The following is a 17796-nucleotide window of genomic DNA, read 5'->3' on the forward strand; positions in this document are numbered from 1 at the left end:
CGTCAGCGCGGCCTGGCGGACCCGCCGTCCTCGGCGCCCTCGCCGCCGGCCCTGGGCCCACCCTCGCCGCCGAGCACCACCGCCGCCTTCCGGCGGCCGTTGAGCCAGGCGAAGAGTCCGAAGTAGACGGCCATGCCGGCGGCCAGGCCGATCGCGTACCAGCCGAACGCGTCGGTGCCCCGGCCGGACACGGCCACGGTGGCCCCGCCGCCGATCGCGGACAGCACCGCGGCCAGGTCGGAGATCTGGGCGCCCGGCGAACGGACCAGCGTCCGGTAGGCCAGGTACCCGGCGACCAGGCCGAAGCAGGCCGCACCCAGGTTGCCGATCATCGTGGGCTCCCCTCCCGTGTGGACGGCGCCGGCCCGCCCGGCGTGGCCCCGGCGGGGCCGCCGTCCGTGGCCTCGCTCCCGGTGCCACCGGGAGCGGCGCCCGGCACGCGCAGGTCGGCGTCGCAGTACGGCGAGTATGCCAAGCCGAGGACGTTTCCGTGGCGCAGCAGCTCCCAGCGGGCCGCCCGCAGCGCCTCGCCCACCCCGGCGCCGCGCCACAGCGCCGCCAGGAACAGTTCCATCGCCCGGGTGGCCAGCCGCATCTCCACCGTCACCTCGGTGGCCAGTACGCCGGCCGCGCCGGCCTGGCCGACGAAGGCGGCGACGAACTCGACCGTGGTGTCCGGCAGCACCTCGCCGGTGAAGCAGCCGTTGAGCACCACCAGCGGGCGCCGCGCCGACCAGCGCACCCGGGGAGTGAGCCGGGCCCACGCGTCCACGTCGCCCGGCGCGATCCGGCCCCCACCGCCGAAGTCCAGCAGCACGGTGGGCGGGCCGCCCGGCACGCCCGCCGCCCGGATGCCGTGGCAGAGCAGGTACACCACGTCGGCGCCGGGGACCAGTGCGGTGCGCAGCGCGTCGACGGTGGTGGTGACCGCGGGACGCGCGCCGGCGATCGCGGCCAGGGCGGCCCGGTGCCGCTCCCATTCGGGGCCGGACAGGTCCGCGTTGAAGCCGACGGCGAGCGTGGCGGGCGGCGGGTCGCCGGTCACCGCCACCAGGCCGGCCGCGGTGAACGGCGGCACCTCGAGCACGTGCGCCAGCCCCCAGAAGCCGTACGGGCAGAGCTGGCCGTCCCCGTCCAGGTGGGCGTCCGCGTGCGGGCAGACCGGGGGCACCTCCGCCGTCGTCCGGTGTGGACCGAACGCCCACACGCTCGGGCACGGGGTCAGCCCGGCGCCGTCGCCGATCACGGGCAGGTCGTAGACGAGTTGCCAGGGGAAGGCCAGCCGAGTGTTCGCCGCCCGGGCGAGTTGCACCACGGCGGGGCGGCCCCGGCGCGCCGCGTCCGCCGCCAGCCAGCCGCTGAGCCGGTCGCGGGCGTCCGGGTCGGTCAGCATCGTCCGGTACGCCTCCGCGCCGGCCACCGCGAGCGCCCGCAGGTCCGCCAGGTAGGCGCCGTCGGGCTTGCCGAGGGTCCCGTCGAAGCGGCTGCGCCGGCCGTCGAACTGCGCCTCGTAGAGGCCGGTGCGCAGCCGCCGGGCCAGACTCGCCGCCTGCGCCTCGCCCAGCTCGAACCGGACCTGCTCCCCGGCGCCGTCGCCCACCACGAGGCGGTGCCGCCCGTCCGGGCCGCCCGCCTCGTAGACGCTGGCCGAGCGGCGGGCGTGCCGGTCCAGGTCGGCCACGCCGACGTCGAGCGACCACACCACCCGCCCGGCCGGGCGCCCGCCGGCCGGCAGGTCCACGGTCAGCGCCTGGACCAGCACCCTTCCCGCCAGGTACACCGACAGGTGCAGGGTGCCGGTCCGCACCGGAACGTCCACGGTGGGGCTTCGCTCGGCGGGCCGGCAGTGGTGCTCGGTGCCCGGTGGGCAACCGCAGCGGTACCCCGACCCGACGCGGGGCAGGAAGTACGCCTCGGCGAACTGGTCGCCGTAGGCGAGGGCGTCACCGGTCGCCAGCACGGTCAGCCACCAGCCCGCGGGCGAGCGGGGCAGGTGCTCGTGCGGGAAGTCCGGTGGGTCCACGACGACGGAATCCGCCGCGAGCGGCCCGATCGACAAGCGCGCCAGGTAGGTGGCGTCACGCGCCAGGGGCCCCGAGAGCGGTGCACCGCCGGGCTTCCCGGCCACGACAACGTTCACGTGCCGGCGGTCGACCGGCGGCGGCCCCGGCCGCTCCTCGGGCTCGACACCGAGCGCGATCCGCTCCTCCCGGATCCTGAGCGGGGGCGGCAGATTCGCGGGGCTGGACGGCTCCTCGTCGCCGTCCAGCCCCGCCCAGATCTCCGGCGGCACCGCGCCCGGACCCGGCCCGGACGGGGCGTTGTCGTCGTCCGGCCCCGCCCAGAACTTGGTCGGCGCCGCGCCCGGACCCGGCCCCGGCCCGATGGGCAACGCCGCTACCCGCACCACCTCGACGTGCCGCGGCCACCGGCCGGCGGGCAGCATCGGGCGCACCTCCGCCCACGCCTCGCTCGTCAGCCCGACCACCACCCGCACACCCCCGGCCAGCAGTGCGCCGATCATCTCGGCCACGGCGCCGGGACGGTCGGGCGGGAAGGCGATCACCGCCTCGCGGTCGCCCCGGGTCGCCTCCGCCACCGCGCGCAGCACCGCGGCCTCGCCATGGGTGTCCAACCAGTACGCGGAGCCGTACCGGCCGAGCAGCTCCCGCAGGCGCGCCATCGGCGGGCCGAGTACGACGATGAGACGCGGGTCGGTCACCCGAGGTATTGTGCCGGCTTTTCCCGCAGCGCGGAGCGCACCCGCTCCTCCACCTCAGCCGGGGTGGCCCCGCCGTGCAGCGCGTCCGCCGCGAGCAGCGCCGCACCGGCGGCCGGTCGATCGGCCACGCCGGAGACGGTGGCCGCGGGCGCGAGGTCGGCCAGGCCAGCCACGATCGCGTCGTGCAGGAGCGGATGGCGGGCGGCGAGCACGCCCCCGCCGAGCACCACCGCGAACGCCCGGCCGAGCAGGTCCAGACGCCCGGCCGCCACCCGGATCTGGGCGAGCACCTCGTCGGCCTGGCGGCGGACCACCTTCGCGGCCACCGGGTCACCGGCCGCGGCGACCGCGAACAGCGCCTCGCTCAGCCCGTACAGCCGCTCCCGGGGCACCTCACCGAGGTGCAGCGCCGCGCTCACCCGCTCCACCGTGGCCAGTCCGAAGTAGTCGGTGACCGCCGCCACCAGCGCGGACGCCGGTCCCCGGCCGTCCTCGGCGCGGGCGGCGTGCCAGAGCGCCAGTTCGGCGAGGTGGTGGCCGCCGCCCCAGTCCCCGGAGAGCGGGCCGAACGCCGGGAACCGGGCGGTGCGCCCGTCCGCCCGCCGGCCCAGGCAGTTGCTCCCGGCCCCGCACACCACCACCACCGCGTCCGGGTGGGCGGTGCCGGCGCGCAGCAGGGCGAACGCGTCGTTGTCGACCCGCACCGCCGCCGCCCAGCCCAGGGCGGCCGCCTCCCGGGTCAGCCGCGCCACCTGGCTGGGTAGGTCGGCGCCGGCGAGCAGCAGGTCGGCGCGGGCGACCGGTGCGCCTGCGGGCAGTCCGGCACGCGTCCGGGCCGCACCGACCAGCCGGTCGAGCATGGCCATCGCGCCGGGCACGCCCAGGATGTCCGGGGAGGCGGTCGGCCCGCGCAGGAACGCCCGGACCCCTCCGCCAGCGTCGCCGAACACCACGTCCGTCTTGGAGTTGCCGCCGTCGACCGCCAGGTACAGCGGGGCGCTCACCGGGCCCACGGCAGGTACCGCCGGTTCGCCGCGATCAGCTCGGCGGTCAGCCGCTCGGCGTACTCGTACTGGCCGACGAGCGGGTGCGCCAGCAGCGCCCGGAACACCCGGTCGGCTCCACCGTGGACGGCCGCCGCGAGGGCCAGCTCCTCGTACCCGGAGACGGCCGCGACGAGCCCGGCCTGGTCCGGGGCGAGCGGCGCGACGGGCAACGGGACCGGACCGGCGCCGGACACCTCACAGGACACCTCGATCACCGCCTCGTCCGGCAGGAACGGCAACGTGCCCCGGTTGCGCACGTTCACCGAGTGCACGCCACGCTCCCCCGCCGTCAGGGCGCCGACCAGGCCCACGGCCGCCTCCGAGTAGTACGCCCCGCCGCGCTCGCCCAGCAGCGCCGGCTTGGTCTCCAGCGCCGGATCGGCGTACATCCGCAGCAGTTCCGCCTCGATCTCGGCGACCCGCTGACCCCGGGTGGGCCGCCCGCGCTCCTCCCGTACCACCTCGTCGTGGCCGTAGAAGTACCGCAGGTAGTACGAGGGGACGCAGTCGAGCAGGCGCAGCAGCCGGACCGGCAGTCCCACGGCGGTTGCCAGCTCCTCGCCGTGCCCGGTCAGCAGCTCGGGCAGCCGGTCGACGCCGGCGACCGTGGCGGCCCGCTCCCAGGTGAGGTGGTTGAGCCCCACGTGGTCCAGCACCACCCGCTCGGGCGCGACGCCGAGCCACCCGGCGAACCGGCGCTGGAACCCGATCGCCACGTTGCACAGCCCCACCGCCCGGTGCCCCGCGTCCAGCAGCGCCCGCGTGACGATCCCGACCGGGTTGGTGAAGTCGACGATCAGGGCGCCCGGCTTGGCCCGGGCGGCGATGTCGAGCACCACCGGTACCGTGCGCAGCGCCTTGGCCAGCCCACCCGCGCCGGTGGTCTCCTGGCCGAGGCAGTCGCAGACCAGCGGGAACGTCTCGTCGCTGATCCGCGCCGCCTGCCCGCCGACCCGCAGCTGGAGCAGCACCACGTCGGCGCCGTCCAGGCCGGCGTCGAGGTCGCCGGTCCAGGTGACCTCGGCCGGGTGCCCGTGGTGGCGCATGATCCGGCCGGCGAGCGGGCCCACCACGGCCAGCCGCTGCGCCGCCGGGTCGACCAGCGCCAGTTCGGCCAGGCCCGGGGCGGAGCGGGCGAACCCGTCGACCAGCTCGGGGGTGTACGTCGACCCGCCGCCCACCACGGCGACCTTCATCCCCTCACCCTCCGCTCTCGCCCGCCCGGCGGGGCGGGGTCACGCGTCGGCGCGCAGGTCCGCGATGATGGACTCCTCCGGCGCCTCCGCGAAGTGGCAGGCCACCTCCTGCGGGGAGTTCCGCCGGGTCAGGGCCGGGTCCTCCTTCGCGCAGACCTCGGCCGCCTTCCAGCAGCGGGTGCGGAACCGGCAACCGGACGGCGGGTTGATCGGGCTCGGCGGATCACCGACCAGGCGGATGCGCGCCTTCGGCGGCGTACCGCGCACGGTGCCCAGGTCCGGCACGGCGGACAGCAGCGCCTGGGTGTACGGGTGCCGGGGGGCGCCGTAGATGTCGTCGCGGTTGCCGATCTCGGCGATCCGGCCCAGGTACATGACCGCGATCCGGTCGCAGAAGTGCCGGACCACGCCGAGGTCGTGCGCGATGAACACGAACGCGATGCCGAACTCCTTGCGCAGGTCCTCCAGCAGGTTCATCACCTGCGCCTGGATGGACACGTCCAGCGCGGAGACCGGCTCGTCCGCCACGATGATCTTCGGCTGGACGGCGAGCGCCCGGGCGATGCCGATGCGCTGGCGCTGGCCGCCGGAGAACTCGTGCGGGTACCGGTTGTAGTGCTCCGGGTTGAGGCCGACGACCTCGAGCAGTTCCTGGACCCGGGCCAGCTCCTTGCCCTTGGCCGTCATGTTGTGGGTCCGCAGGGCGGTGCCGATGATCGAGCCGACCGTGTGCCGCGGGTTCAGCGACGAGTACGGGTCCTGGAAGATCAGCTGGATCTCCCGGCGGTACGGGCGCAGCGCCCGCTCGTTCAGCCGGGCGATGTCGTTGCCCTGGTACAGGATCTTGCCGGAGGTCGGCTTCAGCAGCCGGGTGATGAGCTGGGCCGTGGTCGACTTGCCGCAGCCGGACTCGCCGACCAGGCCGAGCGACTCGCCCTCGCGCACGGTCAGCGAGACGCCGTCCACGGCCTGGACCTTGCTGGTCTTGCGACCCAGCAGCCCGTCGCCGCGGGTGGCGAAGTGCATGACGAGATCCTGCAACTCCAGCAGGGGGGCACCGGGGACCCTCGGCACGCCACGCTTGGCCCGTCCGGACCCGGTTTCGATCGCGGTGGTGGTCATCGTGGTCCTTTACGGCAGCCGGGGCAGGACGGTGGTCTCGAAGACCCGGTCGGGCTCGCGGAGGTGGCAGCGCGACGTGCGGCTGGTGTCCGCGGTCCGCGGGATCAGGTCCGGCGTCTCCGTGCGGCACAGGTCGCCCTGGACCTGCTCGCGGAACTCGCAGCGCGGGTGGAACGGGCAGCCGCTCGGCACCGCCAGCAGGCTCGGCGGGGCGCCCGGGATCGGGTGCAGCCGGGCCGGCTCGCCGGACACCGCCGGGATGCTCTCCAGCAGGCCCCAGGTGTACGGGTGCAGCGGAGCGCCGAGGATCTTGTTGACCTGCCCGTACTCGACCGCGCGCCCGGCGTACATGACCAGGATGTCGTCCGCGATCTCGGCGACCACGCCCAGGTCGTGGGTGATGAACACGACCGCGGAGCCGAAGTCCCGCTGGAGATCCATGATCAGGTCGAGGATCTGCGCCTGCACGGTCACGTCCAGGGCGGTGGTCGGCTCGTCCGCGATCAGCAGCTTGGGGTCGTTGATCAGCGACATCGCGATCATCGCGCGCTGCCGCATGCCGCCGGAGAACTGGTGCGGGTAGTCGCCCATCCGCTTCTTCGGGTTCGGGATGCCGACCCTGGCCAGCATCTCGATGGCCCGCTGCGCGGCCTTGGCCTTGGCCACGTTGTGGTGCGCCCGGTACGCCTCGATCAACTGCTTGCCGACCGTGTAGTACGGGTGCAGCGACGACTGCGGGTCCTGGAACACCATGGCGGCGGTGCTGCCGCGCAGCTTGCGCAGTTCCTCCTGGCGCATGCCGACGACCTCGTGGCCGCCCAGGCGGATCGAGCCGCTGATGCGGGTGCTCTGCGGGTTGTGCAGCCCCATCACGGCCATGCTGGACACGCTCTTGCCGGAGCCGGACTCGCCGACGATCGCCAGCGTGCGGCCCAGCGGCACCGAGTAGCTCAGCCCGCGCACCGCCTTGACCGGGCCGTCCGCCGTCGGGAAGGTCACCTCCAGGTCGCGCACGACCAGGTAGGGCTCGAGGCCGGACGGGTTGGCCTCGCGGGACCGCGCCGCCCGGGAAACCGTCTCGGGGCGCCGGATCGCGGTGCCGCCGTTGGTAACCTGCTCGCTCATTCCGCCTCCATGCGGGCCCGCCGTGGATGACTGGCTCATGACAGCCGCACCCGCGGGTCGAGCACGGTGTACAGCACGTCCACGATCAGATTCATCGTGACCAGCGCGATGGAGCCGACCAGCACGCCGCCCATCAGCACCGGCAGGTCGAAGGTGAAGAACGCGCGCAGGGTCATCAGGCCGACCCCGGGCAGGCCGAAGATCGTCTCAGTGAAGACCGTGTTGGTCAACTGGTAGGCCAGGTCGACGCCGAGGATGCTGGCGACCGGGGTGAGCGCCGCGCGCAGGCCGTGCCCGTAGACCACCTTGCGCTCGGTCAGGCCCTTCGCCCGCGCGGTCCGCACGAAGTCCTCGCCCAGCGACTCGATCATGGAGCCGCGGGAGTACCGCGTGTAGGAGGCGGCGTTGGCCAGGCCGAGGCAGAGCCACGCGGCGAGCAGGCCCGACGCCCACATCGCCGGATTTTCGAAGAGTTTTGTGTACTGCGTCGGCGGCAGGAACGTCGCGTACAGCGAGATGATCAGCGCGACGATGAAGTACGGGATCGAGTTCAAGATCAACGAAACGCCGACCGTCACCCGGTCGAAGAGGGTGCCCCGTCTTCGGGCGGCGAACACGCCGGCCAGCAGACCGACGCTGACGTACACGATGGCCCCGCCGAGGACCAGCGAGAACGTGACCGGAATCGCCTGCGCGAACAGCTTGGTGACCGGCTGGCCGAGCAGGTACGAGTAGCCCAGGCACGGCGCCTCGCACTCGACGGTGGTGCCGCCGGACTCGTAGGTGCGCCCGACGACCAGGCCCTTGAAGTAGTTGCCCACCTGGCTGGGCAGCGGCTCGTCCAGGTTCAGCGAGCGCCGGATCTCCTCGTACCGTGCCGGGGTGCAGCGCTCGCCGCAGAGCACGCCCGCCGGGTCCGTCGGCGCCACGTAGAACAGCGCGAACGAGGCGATGAGCGTCACCGCGACGACGGAGATGGCGATCAGGATGCGCCGCAGGATGTAGAGGAGCACCGGTCAACTTCCTTGCGTGTGGGGGTGGTGCGGGGGATGGCTGGGGGTCTGGCTGGGGTGGTTCCGGCCGGCGCCGCGGTGGGCGCCGGCCGGAACCGCCATTACTGCGTCAGCTCTTCACGTACATGTTCGGGAAGAACGGCATACCAACGGTGCCGTCACCCTCGGCGCCACCGATCGCGGTGCCCATGACGTTGGCCATCTTGTTGTAGTACAGCGGGATGGCGACGTACTGGCCCATGATCTTCTCGTCCAGGGCCGCCCACTTCGCCGTGGACTCCTCCGCCGGGAGGTTGGCGGTGTCGTTGATCTCCTTGTCCAGCGCCGGGTCGCTCAGCATGCCCCAGCTCTGGCCCTCGTCGATGCTCTGCGAACGGAACAGCACCGGGAACCAGCTACCGCCGGACGGCCAGTCCGAGCACCAGCCAGCCGGGGACTGACCCATGTTCACGTTGGCGCTGTAGTCGCCCTTCTTGCCGCGCAGCTCCGCGGTGGTCACACCGATCGCCTTGACCGTGAAGCCGGCCTCCTTCAGCGCGTCCGCCCGGATCTGGCTGATCTGCTGGGTCACCGGCTTGGTGTTGTCGTAGTACCAGCTGACCTCGAAGCCGAGCTTGCCGGCGGCCTCGAGCATCTTCTTGGCCGCGGCCGGGTCACCCTTGCCCAGACCGGTCAGGTCCGCGACCGGGGTGTACTTCGTGTAGCCCGGCACGCTCGGCGGCAGAACCGTGCTGGCCGGCTCCGCGACGAACTCGTTCAGGCCCTGCGCGGTCCACAACTGGTCGTACGGGTACGCCTTGGCGACCGCCTTGCGCACCTCCAGCGGGATCTTGCGGGTGTCCAGCTGCCACACGATCGTGCAGGGGCTGTCGCCCTTGAGCAGCTGGGCCGACTTGGCGCCGTTCACCTGCGGAATCAGCGACGCGTCCAGGTTGCCGTAGTTGATCGCGGCGGCGTCCGGGCCGTTGCTGTTGAGCACCTGCTGCTGGTTCTTGACGTCGTCGACGCCCCACTTGAACACCCAGGAGTCCACGTACTGGTGCCGCACCGGGTCGGTGTTCGGGTCCCAGTTCGGGTTCTTCTTGAGCTTCAACTCGGTACCCGGGCTGAACGCGTCGAACGCGTACGGGCCGGTCGAGATCGGGTGGTTCTTGTACTCCTGCTTGGTGTCCTTCGCCTGCGGGATCGGCGTGAACATCGGGAAGGACATGTAGAACGGCAGGTCCTGGAACGGCTGCGCGAGGTGGATCACGAGGGTGGTCGCGTCCGGGGTCTCCACGCCGGTGTAGTTGTCACCGCTGGCGTAGGGGCCCTTGTAGTTGTCGGCGTCCTTGAAGTAGGAGAGCTGGTACGAGGGGCCCTCGGCGTACACGTCGTGCGCGAACGACCGCTTGATCGCGTAGGCCAGGTCCTCGACCTTGACCTCGCTGCCGTCCTCGTACTTGATCCCGGACTGCATCTTGAACGTCCAGGTCAGCTTGTCCTCGGAGACGGTACCCAGGTCCGTCAGGTCCGGCACCAGCACCGGCTTGCCATCGCGGAGCGCGAACTGGGTCGGCGTGCGGAACAGCAGCTTGCCGATCTCGTTCGAGTCCACATAGTAGATGGCGGTCGGGTCCATCGTGCTCGGCGTCGACTGGGAGTAGACCGTGATGGTCCCGCCCTTCTTCGCGCCGGGCACCTCGGGCGCCGGGCCCTTGGCGTTCGGGTCCGTGGCACTCTGCTGGGTGGTGATCGCCCCGCCGCCGTCGGTGTTGCCGCTCCCCTGGTTCTTGGAGGACGGACTGCCGCAGCCAGCCGCCCCGAGGGCGACCGCGGCGGCGACCGCCACGGCTACGTTCAATCGTCTCACTCTTGCTCCTATCTCAACGTTCCCCTGGTGAACTTGAACCCAGCGCGGTCAGCGACGGGTCCGCGGGTCGAAGGCGTCCCGGACGGCGTCGCCGAGCAGGCTCAGCGCCAGGACGAGAATGGTGATGCCGAGCACGGGCAGCCACAGGTAGAGCGGGTCCGCGCGGTAGTAGTTGGTGGCCGAGGAGATCGTCACGCCCCAGGACGGGGTGGGCTCCACGAGGCCGACGCCGAGCACGGTCAGGCCGGCCTCCGCGACGATGTAGGCCGGCAGCGCCAGCGACGTGGAGATGACGATCGGGGCGACCAGGTTCGGCAGCAGTTCGCGGAAGAGCACCCGCCGGGTCGGCACGCCGAGCACCCGGGCGGCGGCGATGAACTCGCGCTCGCGGAGGCTGAGGACCTGGCCCCGGATCAGGCGGGCGAGGCTGGCCCAGCCGAAGAACGACAGCACCATGATGAGCGAGATGAACCGGACCCGCGCCACGGTCTCCGGCGGTGCGCCCTCGGCGCCGCCGAACGCCTGCACCAGCAGCGCGGACGTGGCGATCGCGAACAGCAGGTAGGGCAGGCTCAGCACGAGGTCGATGAACCAGGACAGCACCCGGTCGACCCAGCCGCCGACGAAGCCGGCCACCAGGCCGATCACGATGCCGATGATCGTGGTGATGACCGTGGCCGTGGCACCGACGATCAGCGACGGGCGCGCGCCGTAGACCCATCGGGCGAACAGGTCCCGGCCCAGCCGCGGCTCGATGCCGAACCAGTGGTCGCTGGTCGTCCCGATGGTCGGGTAGCCGAACGGGTCGATCATGTCCATGTGGTACGCGGTCGGGCTCTGCCCCTCGAGCTTCGCCAGCAGCGGGGCGAAGATAGCGATCAACACGTAGATCGCCGCGATGACCGCACAGGTCATCGCCACCTTGTCCTGCCGAAGCCGGATCAGGGCGATCCTCGTCGGGGACTTGCTCTCCGCCTTGCGGACGGGCGGCATCCCCTCTTCCGCCGCAACGGTCGTGGACGAAGCGCCCATGGGCGCAGTGTCAGGACCCGTGAGCGTCGGCTCCACGCGTGGCACCTCCAGATCAGGCCGTCACATTGAGCCTTCGTGCACCTAAGTAAGGGCTGCCCATGCGCGCCGTGAGGAACAAGCTAGCTCCAACGCGCCGGCCACGAAATAGTCCCGCGCATCGGTCAGATAACAGCTCGGTCACCTTCACGACAGATAGTGTCACAAGCCGGCCCACGAGCGGCCACCGACCTCCGGCGCCCAACCCGCACCTTAAGTGCGATTAAGCCAGGTTAGTGGCTTTTGTCGTGCGACCCGGCGGACCCCTGATACGCAAGTGACTACGCACGGCGACGTGGCGTTGGTCACATCGACGCCCGTCCACCCCGGCAACGCCGATCCGCCGATCCCGGTCGTGCGGTGCCCGGTTCGGCCGCGTTCGCCCAGCTTGGAGCCAGCGCAACCCCGGGATCGACGCGGGGCGTGACCGGCGGCGACGCTGAAAGTTTCGGAGTCCGAGGCGAAACTGATCGACACGTAGAAATGCTTGACCGCGCCGTGACCGACTGACTACCGTGCCGGTATTTCCGAAATGTTTCTGAAAGGTCGTGCCGCCCGGCGCCGGTCCGGCGCCGGGATCCCCGCCGCGTCCCCGTCGCCCGGAGGTTCGCCATGCCCAGCAAGCCCGTTGGCTTACCGGTGCGTGGCGCGCGGCTACTCGCGGCCGCGCTGCCGCTGGTGATCATCGGAAGCGCCGCCCCCGCCGGCGCCACACCCGCCGCGGCTCGCCCCGCCCACGCCCCGACGGACGGGCTCATGGGTCTGGTGCCCGAGGCCGACCGCTACCTGTCCACGCTGCCCGAGCCGGACCGGTTCCCGCTGGTCGCCGGCGGCCGGGCGGCGACCATCGTGGTCAGCGCCGCCGACCACCCCGGCGTGCTCCGGGTCGTCGGCGACCTCCAGACGGACATCGAGAAGGTGACCGGCGTGCAGCCGGCGATCTCGGTCGACACCGTGCCCACGACCGGCGAGGTGGTGCTGGTCGGCACGATCGGGCGCAGCCCGCTGATCGACCGGCTGGTGAGCACCGGGCGCCTCGACGTGCGCGGCGTCGCCGGCCGGTGGGAGACGACGATCGAGCAGGTCATCGCCGACCCGCTGCCCGGCCTGCGCCGGGCGTTCGTCATCGCCGGCAGCGACCAGCGCGGCACGATCTACGGCGCGTACGACGTGTCGAAGCAGATCGGCGTCTCGCCGTACTGGTTCTGGGACGACGTCGTGCCCCGCCACCAGGACGCGCTGTACGTGCTGCCGGGCCGGCACAGCCAGGGCACCCCGGCGGTCAGGTACCGCGGATTCTTCATCAACGACGAGAACCCGGCGCTCGGGCGGTGGGCGCCCCGGTTCTTCGGCCCGGGCCTGGCGCCCGGCTACCCCGACGGGTTCACCAGCGGGTTCTTCGCCCGGGTCTTCGAGACGATGCTGCGGCTGAAGGCGAACTACCTGTGGCCGGCGGTCTGGGGCCGGGCGTTCGCCGAGGACGACCCGGCCAACCACGCCACGGCCAAGGCGTACGGCGTGGTCATGGGCACCTCGCACGAGGCGCCGATGATGCGCGGCATCGAGGAGTGGAACCGGCACGCCGTGGCCGCGCAGCGGGACGCCGCCGGGAACATCACGGTGCCCGGGCACGACCCGTACGGCGGCACCGGCGAGTGGAGCTTCCGGCGCAACGCCGAGGCGATCAAGGCGTACTGGCGGGACGGCGTCCGGCGGATGGCGGACGGGGACTTCGCGGGCGTGGTCACGCTCGGCATGCGCGGCAACGGCGACGTGAGCCTGCCCGACGGCGACGGCATCGAGTTGATGCAGCAGATCATCGCCGCCCAGCGCGAGATCCTCGCCGACCAGACCGGCGCGGACCTCACCTCGATCCCGCAGGTCTGGACCCTCTACAAGGAGGTGCAGCGGTACTGGGACAAGGGGCTGCGGGCGCCGGACGACGTGACCGTGGTCTTCACCGACGACAACTGGGGCAACCTGCGCAAGCTGCCCGACCCGAGCGCGCCGCGGCGGGCCGGTGGGTACGGGATGTACTACCACTTCGACTACGTGGGCGGCGGCCGCAGCTACAAGTGGGTCGACACCACCCAGTTGCCGAACACCTGGGACCAGCTCAACCAGGCGTACCGGTACGGCGTGGACCGGCTGTGGGTGGTCAACGTCGGTGACCTGAAGAACGAGGAGCTGCCGTTGCAGTTCTTCCTCGACTACGCGTGGGATCCGGCGAAGCTCCCGCTGGAGCGGCTCGGCGACTGGGAGCGGCGGTACGCGGCGCAGAACTTCGGCCCCGAGCGGGCGGCCGCCATCGCCGACCTGCTGCACGAATACGGGACGCTCCAGTCGCGGCGCAAGCCGGAACTGCTCAACCGCAAGATCAGCGTGGCCCCGGCGAAGGACATCACCACCGACTCCTCGGCGGTGGTCTACGACGACCAGGCCAACCCGTTCAGCCTGACCAACTACCGGGAGATGGACCGGGTGACCGCGCGGTGGCAGCGGCTCTCGGCCAGGGCACAGGCGGTCGGCCGGTCGCTGCCGGCGGCCGCGCAGGACGCGTACTACCAACTGGTGCTCTACCAGATCAAGGCGACGGCGAACCTGTACGCGCTGCGGCAGGCCGAGTTCACCAACATCCTGTACGCGGCGCAGGGGCGGGCCGCCACCAACGACCTGGCGGCCACCGCGGAGGCCCGGTTCGCCGACGACCAGGCGATGTCGGACTACTACAACACCACGCTGGCCGGCGGCAAGTGGAAGGACTTCCAGACCCAGCCGCACATCGGCTACGGCGACGTGACCCGGTACGGGCCGAACGCGCCATGGCAGCAGCCCGAACTGAACAACGAGGCGCTGCCGGACGTCATCTTCCCGGCGGTGAGGCGGATCGAGGTGCCGGCCGCGGCCGACCTGGGCGTGGCGATCGACGGCTCGCGGCAGTGGTGGCCGGACGCCGCGGCACCGGATACGCCGCCGCCGGCCGTGCTGCCCTCGTTCAGCCCGTACCAGAGCCAGCCGGGCCAGTACATCGAGGTGTTCAACCGCGGCGCGACGCCGTTCACCTACACCATCCGGGCCGGGCAGCCGTGGGTGCGGGTGTCGAGCGCCGCCGGCCGGGTGGAGAAACAGATCCGTGCGTCCGTGTCGGTGGACTGGCAGCGGGCACCGCGCGGGATCACCCGGGTACCCATCACGGTCACCGGGGCCGGCAGGAGCGTGGTGGTCGAGGCCATCGTGGACAACTCGCTGGCCGGCGCGCGGGTGCGCGGCTTCGTCGAGGCCAACGGGTACGTGTCGATCGAGGCGGACCACTACACCACGGCGGCCGGCCGGGCCGGCGTCACGTGGCAACGGATCCCGGACATCGGCCGCACGGGCGCCGGCATGGCGGCGATCCCGGTCACCACGCCGAGCGTGACGCCGGGCGGGAACTCGCCACGCCTGGAGTACACGGTCACGACCACCCGGGGCGGGCCGGTGTCGATCACGGCGTACCTCTCCCCGCGCAACCCGACGCTGTCGCCGGCCGGGCTCCGGTACGCGATCTCGGTGGACGACCAGGCGCCGCAGATCGTCAACATCACCACGGCGACCGGCGCGAACGACACCACGATGAACCGGCAGTGGGAGCGCAACACCTCCGACAACGTCAACCGCACGACCACGACGCACGTGCTCGCCGGCCCGGGCGTCCACACGATCAAGTTCTGGCTGGTGGACCCGACGGTGGTCCTGCAGAACCTGGTGCTCGACACGGGCGGACCCGCGGGTAGCGGCGTCGCCGACAGCTACCTCGGGCCGCCGGAGAGCCGGCGCCTGGGATAGCAGCGGCGGGTGACGGCGGGGAGGGGCGCCCACGACCCTCCCCGCCCCCGCGTCAGCGGGCCGCCCGCGCGTGCGCCAGCAACTCGTCCACCGACCACTGGTCGTCGGCGTGCGCGCCGCGCTTGCTCGCGACGATCCGGCCGTCCGGCGCGAGGAGGAAGTCGCCGGGCAGGCCGAACCGCCCCCCGGCGGGGCGCGCGGACGGCGCCTTCGCCCGGCCGGTCAGCAGCAGCCGCAGGGTGCGACCCACGCCGCGCAGGATGGCCGGCCAGGCCCGCGGGTCGAGCAGGGCGCGCGGGGACGATTCGATCCCGTACTCGCGGTACCGGCGCTTCTGCGGGTCCGCGATGGCCACGAACGGCAGGTCGGCGACGTGCTCGCGCAGTTCCTCCGCCGGCGTGTGGAACACGACCACCTCGCGGACGCCCGCGGCCTCGATCTCCGCGTGCCGGAGCACGAACTGGCGCAGGTGCAGATGGCAGACCGGGCAGCCGGCGAACCGGCGGAACTGGAGGTGCACCAGGCGCTCCGGGTCCGGAACGGGCACCGCCTCGCCGGTGACGCTCTCCCACGTGTCGTCCATGATCCCTCCCCGTGTGCGTACAACGTACTCCTACGAGTATAGGCGTACTCTGTACGCTGAACTGCCCGGCCGGCGGGGAGCCGGCACGGATCCCGGAGAAACCGAAAAGGTCATGCCCCGTCCCCGCTCCCTGACCGACACCGCGATCGCCACCGCCGCGCTCGCCGTCATCGACCGCGCCGGCCCCGACGCCCTGTCCATGCGGACGGTCGCCAAGGAACTGGGCGTCGGCACGATGTCGCTCTACCGGTACGTGCCGGACCGGGGCACCGTGGAGCGGCTCGTGGTCGACCTGGTGCTCGACGGCGTCGACATCACCCCGCCACCCACCCCGGACTGGCGCGCCGCCCTCACCGAACTGATCCGCCGGTGCCGGGCCGCGGTCCGGGCACACCTGGCCGTCGTACCGTTGGTGCAGGCCCACCGGCACCACTCGCCGGGCGTGCTGCGCTGGGCCGAGGCGATGCTGGCCGTGCTCACCGACGCCGGATTCGCCGGCCGGCATCGGGTTGTGGTGTTCCGGGCGGTGCTCAGCTACGTCATCGGCGCGCTGGAGAACGAGTACCGGGCGCCGCTGGCCGGCTCCGGCACCGCGGCGATGGCCGCCCTGCCCGACCGCCGCCACCCCTTCCTCGCCGAGACGGCCCGAACCGCCGCGACGATAGGTCCGGACGAGGAATTCGAGGGTGGGCTGGCCCTCCTGCTGGCCGGGATCGCCGCTACCATCGACCACTCGTGAGCGCGAGGAGCGCCCGGAGCGCGCCGGGCCGCAGGACCGGCGACCGCGCAGGAAGCACCGCAGTCGCGAACGAAAGGCAAACACCGTGAGCGCGCGGAGCGCGCCGACCGCAGGACCGGCGACCGCGCAGGAAGCACCGCAGTCGCGAACGAAAGGCGAGCACCGTGAGTGTTGTCACCGAGTTGCTGACCGAGCTGCACACGGTTACCCGGTACCACCGTCGATACGAGCTGTCCGCGCCCCGGGAGGTGGCCCCGGTCCCGATGGCGCTGTTCCACTTCGTGGCGACCGGCCGGGCGTCGGTGCACGGCCTGGGCGAGGCGCGCCGGCTGCACGCCGGCGACCTGGTCGTGGTGCCGAACGGGCTCGGTCACCGGCTGCGCCACGACCCCGACGGTGAGCGGACCGTGCTGCTCAGCGGCGGCACCGCCTTCGACCCGGCCGACCCCGCCGCGCTGGCCCTTCTGCCGGACCTGCTTGTGGTGCCGGTCGGTGAGGGCTGGCTCGGCCCGCTGCTGGCCGGCCCCGAGGCGGCGAACCTGCCGCCGCACACCGCCGCGATGGTCCCCGCGCTGATGGACGGGTTGGTCGGGCACGCGATCCGGGTCTGGCTGCTGGAGCACCCGCGGGCGCTGCGGGGGTACGCGGCGGCGCTGCGGGACGACCACCTCGGCCGGGCGCTGGACTCGATGCACCGCCACCCCACCCGGCCGTGGACGGTGGCGAGCCTGGCGGCGCAGGCGCGGCTGTCCCGCTCCGAGTTCGCCCAGCGCTTCACCGACCAGGTCGGCAGCACCCCGATGGCGTACCTCACCGGCCTGCGGATGCGGCTCGCCACCGACCTCATCGTCCACGAGAGACTGTCCACGGCGGAGGCTGCCGCCGCCACCGGGTACGGCTCGGCGGTCGCGTTCAGCCGGGCCTACAAACGCGCCACCGGGCGCTCCGCCGAGGCCACCCGCCGGCCCAGGGCCGCCCGTTCCCGGGTCGCCGGCAATCTCCCCGGCGCCTGATTGGCCCGTGGCCGCGGGGGTAACCGGCCGCCATGCGCACCCGAGAACTCCGCTCCGGCGACCGGCGGGTCCTGGTCGTGGTACCCGACAAGCGGGAGGAGGCGGTGGCCGCCTGCGCCGCGGCGGCCGGCGAGCACGGCATCGCCGCCGCCCAGGTGACCGCGGTCGGCGGTTTCGAGTCCGCCGTGCTCGGCTACTTCGACCGGGTGCGCCGCGAGTACGAGCGGATCCCGGTGGACGGGCAGGTGGAGGTGCTGTCCCTGCTCGGCGACATCGCCGTGCACGACGGCCACCCGGAGCCGCACCTGCACGCCGTGCTCGGCCGGCGCGACGGCGCCACGGTCGGCGGCCACCTGCTCAGCGGCACCGTCTGGCCCACCCTCGAACTGATCGTCACCGAGGTCGCGCCCGAACTCACCAAGCGCTGGGACCCCGAGTCCGGCCTGGTCCTCATGGACCCGAGCGCCTGACGGCCGCCCGACCGCGAGCGTG

At 72.7% G+C, this 17796-nt stretch carries 14 protein-coding genes; 4 read left to right on the forward strand and 10 right to left on the reverse strand.

What is annotated here, in order from left to right:
* Positions 1-2: 2 nt before the first annotated feature.
* The 9 genes from KJS59_RS02630 to KJS59_RS02670 all read right to left on the reverse strand — a co-directional run bounded on the left by KJS59_RS02630 (position 3) and on the right by KJS59_RS02670 (position 11108).
* Complete coding sequence (locus tag KJS59_RS02630; protein ID WP_213450603.1) at positions 3-332, reverse strand: hypothetical protein; 330 nt, start codon at positions 330-332, stop codon at positions 3-5.
* Positions 329-2722, reverse strand: coding sequence for a CHAT domain-containing protein (locus tag KJS59_RS02635; RefSeq protein ID WP_213450604.1), 2394 nt, complete (start codon positions 2720-2722; stop codon positions 329-331). Before KJS59_RS02635 ends, KJS59_RS02630 begins: the two co-directional genes overlap by 4 nt.
* Positions 2719-3726, reverse strand: a complete 1008-nt coding sequence (locus tag KJS59_RS02640; RefSeq protein WP_213450605.1) for an N-acetylglucosamine kinase — start codon at positions 3724-3726, stop codon at positions 2719-2721. The genes KJS59_RS02635 and KJS59_RS02640 overlap by 4 nt, the downstream gene beginning before the upstream one ends.
* Complete coding sequence (locus KJS59_RS02645; protein WP_213450606.1) at positions 3723-4964, reverse strand: 6-phospho-beta-glucosidase; 1242 nt, start codon at positions 4962-4964, stop codon at positions 3723-3725. Before KJS59_RS02645 ends, KJS59_RS02640 begins: the two co-directional genes overlap by 4 nt.
* Positions 4965-5003: 39 nt before the next feature.
* Positions 5004-6086, reverse strand: coding sequence for an ABC transporter ATP-binding protein (locus tag KJS59_RS02650; RefSeq protein WP_213450607.1), 1083 nt, complete (start codon positions 6084-6086; stop codon positions 5004-5006).
* 9 nt (positions 6087-6095) lie between these two features.
* Positions 6096-7211 (reverse strand): ABC transporter ATP-binding protein, encoded by a 1116-nt coding sequence (locus tag KJS59_RS02655; RefSeq protein ID WP_213450608.1) that lies wholly within the window; start codon positions 7209-7211, stop codon positions 6096-6098.
* 35 nt (positions 7212-7246) lie between these two features.
* The gene (locus KJS59_RS02660; RefSeq protein WP_213450609.1) at positions 7247-8224 is read right to left on the reverse strand and encodes an ABC transporter permease; all 978 of its coding nucleotides are present in this window, start codon (positions 8222-8224) and stop codon (positions 7247-7249) included.
* A 109-nt stretch (positions 8225-8333) separates the two neighbouring features.
* Complete coding sequence (locus KJS59_RS02665) at positions 8334-10076, reverse strand: ABC transporter substrate-binding protein (RefSeq protein ID WP_213450610.1); 1743 nt, start codon at positions 10074-10076, stop codon at positions 8334-8336.
* A 48-nt stretch (positions 10077-10124) separates the two neighbouring features.
* Positions 10125-11108 (reverse strand): ABC transporter permease, encoded by a 984-nt coding sequence (locus tag KJS59_RS02670; RefSeq protein WP_213450611.1) that lies wholly within the window; start codon positions 11106-11108, stop codon positions 10125-10127.
* A gap of 648 nt (positions 11109-11756) precedes the next feature.
* Between KJS59_RS02670 and KJS59_RS02675 the strand changes: the two genes are divergently transcribed.
* Entirely contained in the window at positions 11757-14969 is a 3213-nt protein-coding gene (locus tag KJS59_RS02675) for a glycosyl hydrolase 115 family protein (RefSeq protein WP_213450612.1), read from the forward strand.
* Between the two features lie 52 nt (positions 14970-15021).
* Here KJS59_RS02675 and KJS59_RS02680 read toward each other — a convergent pair whose 3' ends face one another.
* Positions 15022-15552 (reverse strand): peroxiredoxin-like family protein, encoded by a 531-nt coding sequence (locus KJS59_RS02680; RefSeq protein WP_213450613.1) that lies wholly within the window; start codon positions 15550-15552, stop codon positions 15022-15024.
* Positions 15553-15664: 112 nt separating this feature from the next.
* Here KJS59_RS02680 and KJS59_RS02685 point away from each other — a divergent pair, with 112 nt between their 5' ends.
* From KJS59_RS02685 to KJS59_RS02695, 3 genes are all read left to right on the forward strand, one after another.
* On the forward strand, positions 15665-16291 hold the full coding sequence (locus KJS59_RS02685) for a TetR/AcrR family transcriptional regulator (RefSeq protein ID WP_213450614.1): 627 nt from the start codon (positions 15665-15667) through the stop codon (positions 16289-16291).
* 164 nt (positions 16292-16455) lie between these two features.
* Entirely contained in the window at positions 16456-17304 is an 849-nt protein-coding gene (locus tag KJS59_RS02690; RefSeq protein ID WP_213450615.1) for an AraC family transcriptional regulator, read from the forward strand.
* A 32-nt stretch (positions 17305-17336) separates the two neighbouring features.
* Entirely contained in the window at positions 17337-17774 is a 438-nt protein-coding gene (locus KJS59_RS02695; RefSeq protein ID WP_213450616.1) for a PPC domain-containing DNA-binding protein, read from the forward strand.
* The last annotated feature ends 22 nt before the right edge of the window (positions 17775-17796 follow it).

It is taken from the genome of Rhizomonospora bruguierae, assembly GCF_018397995.1.
GTDB classification, from domain to species: domain Bacteria; phylum Actinomycetota; class Actinomycetes; order Mycobacteriales; family Micromonosporaceae; genus Rhizomonospora; species Rhizomonospora bruguierae.

Coding starts and splice junctions, on each gene's coding strand:
- KJS59_RS02630 (WP_213450603.1), bottom strand. CDS start 332: ATGATCGGCAACCTGGGTGCGGCCTGCTTCGGCCTGGTCGCCGGGTAC.
- KJS59_RS02645 (WP_213450606.1), bottom strand. CDS start 4,964: ATGAAGGTCGCCGTGGTGGGCGGCGGGTCGACGTACACCCCCGAGCTG.
- KJS59_RS02650 (WP_213450607.1), bottom strand. CDS start 6,086: ATGACCACCACCGCGATCGAAACCGGGTCCGGACGGGCCAAGCGTGGC.
- KJS59_RS02655 (WP_213450608.1), bottom strand. CDS start 7,211: ATGAGCGAGCAGGTTACCAACGGCGGCACCGCGATCCGGCGCCCCGAG.
- KJS59_RS02670 (WP_213450611.1), bottom strand. CDS start 11,108: ATGGGCGCTTCGTCCACGACCGTTGCGGCGGAAGAGGGGATGCCGCCC.
- KJS59_RS02675 (WP_213450612.1), top strand. CDS start 11,757: ATGCCCAGCAAGCCCGTTGGCTTACCGGTGCGTGGCGCGCGGCTACTC.
- KJS59_RS02680 (WP_213450613.1), bottom strand. CDS start 15,552: ATGGACGACACGTGGGAGAGCGTCACCGGCGAGGCGGTGCCCGTTCCG.
- KJS59_RS02685 (WP_213450614.1), top strand. CDS start 15,665: ATGCCCCGTCCCCGCTCCCTGACCGACACCGCGATCGCCACCGCCGCG.
- KJS59_RS02695 (WP_213450616.1), top strand. CDS start 17,337: ATGCGCACCCGAGAACTCCGCTCCGGCGACCGGCGGGTCCTGGTCGTG.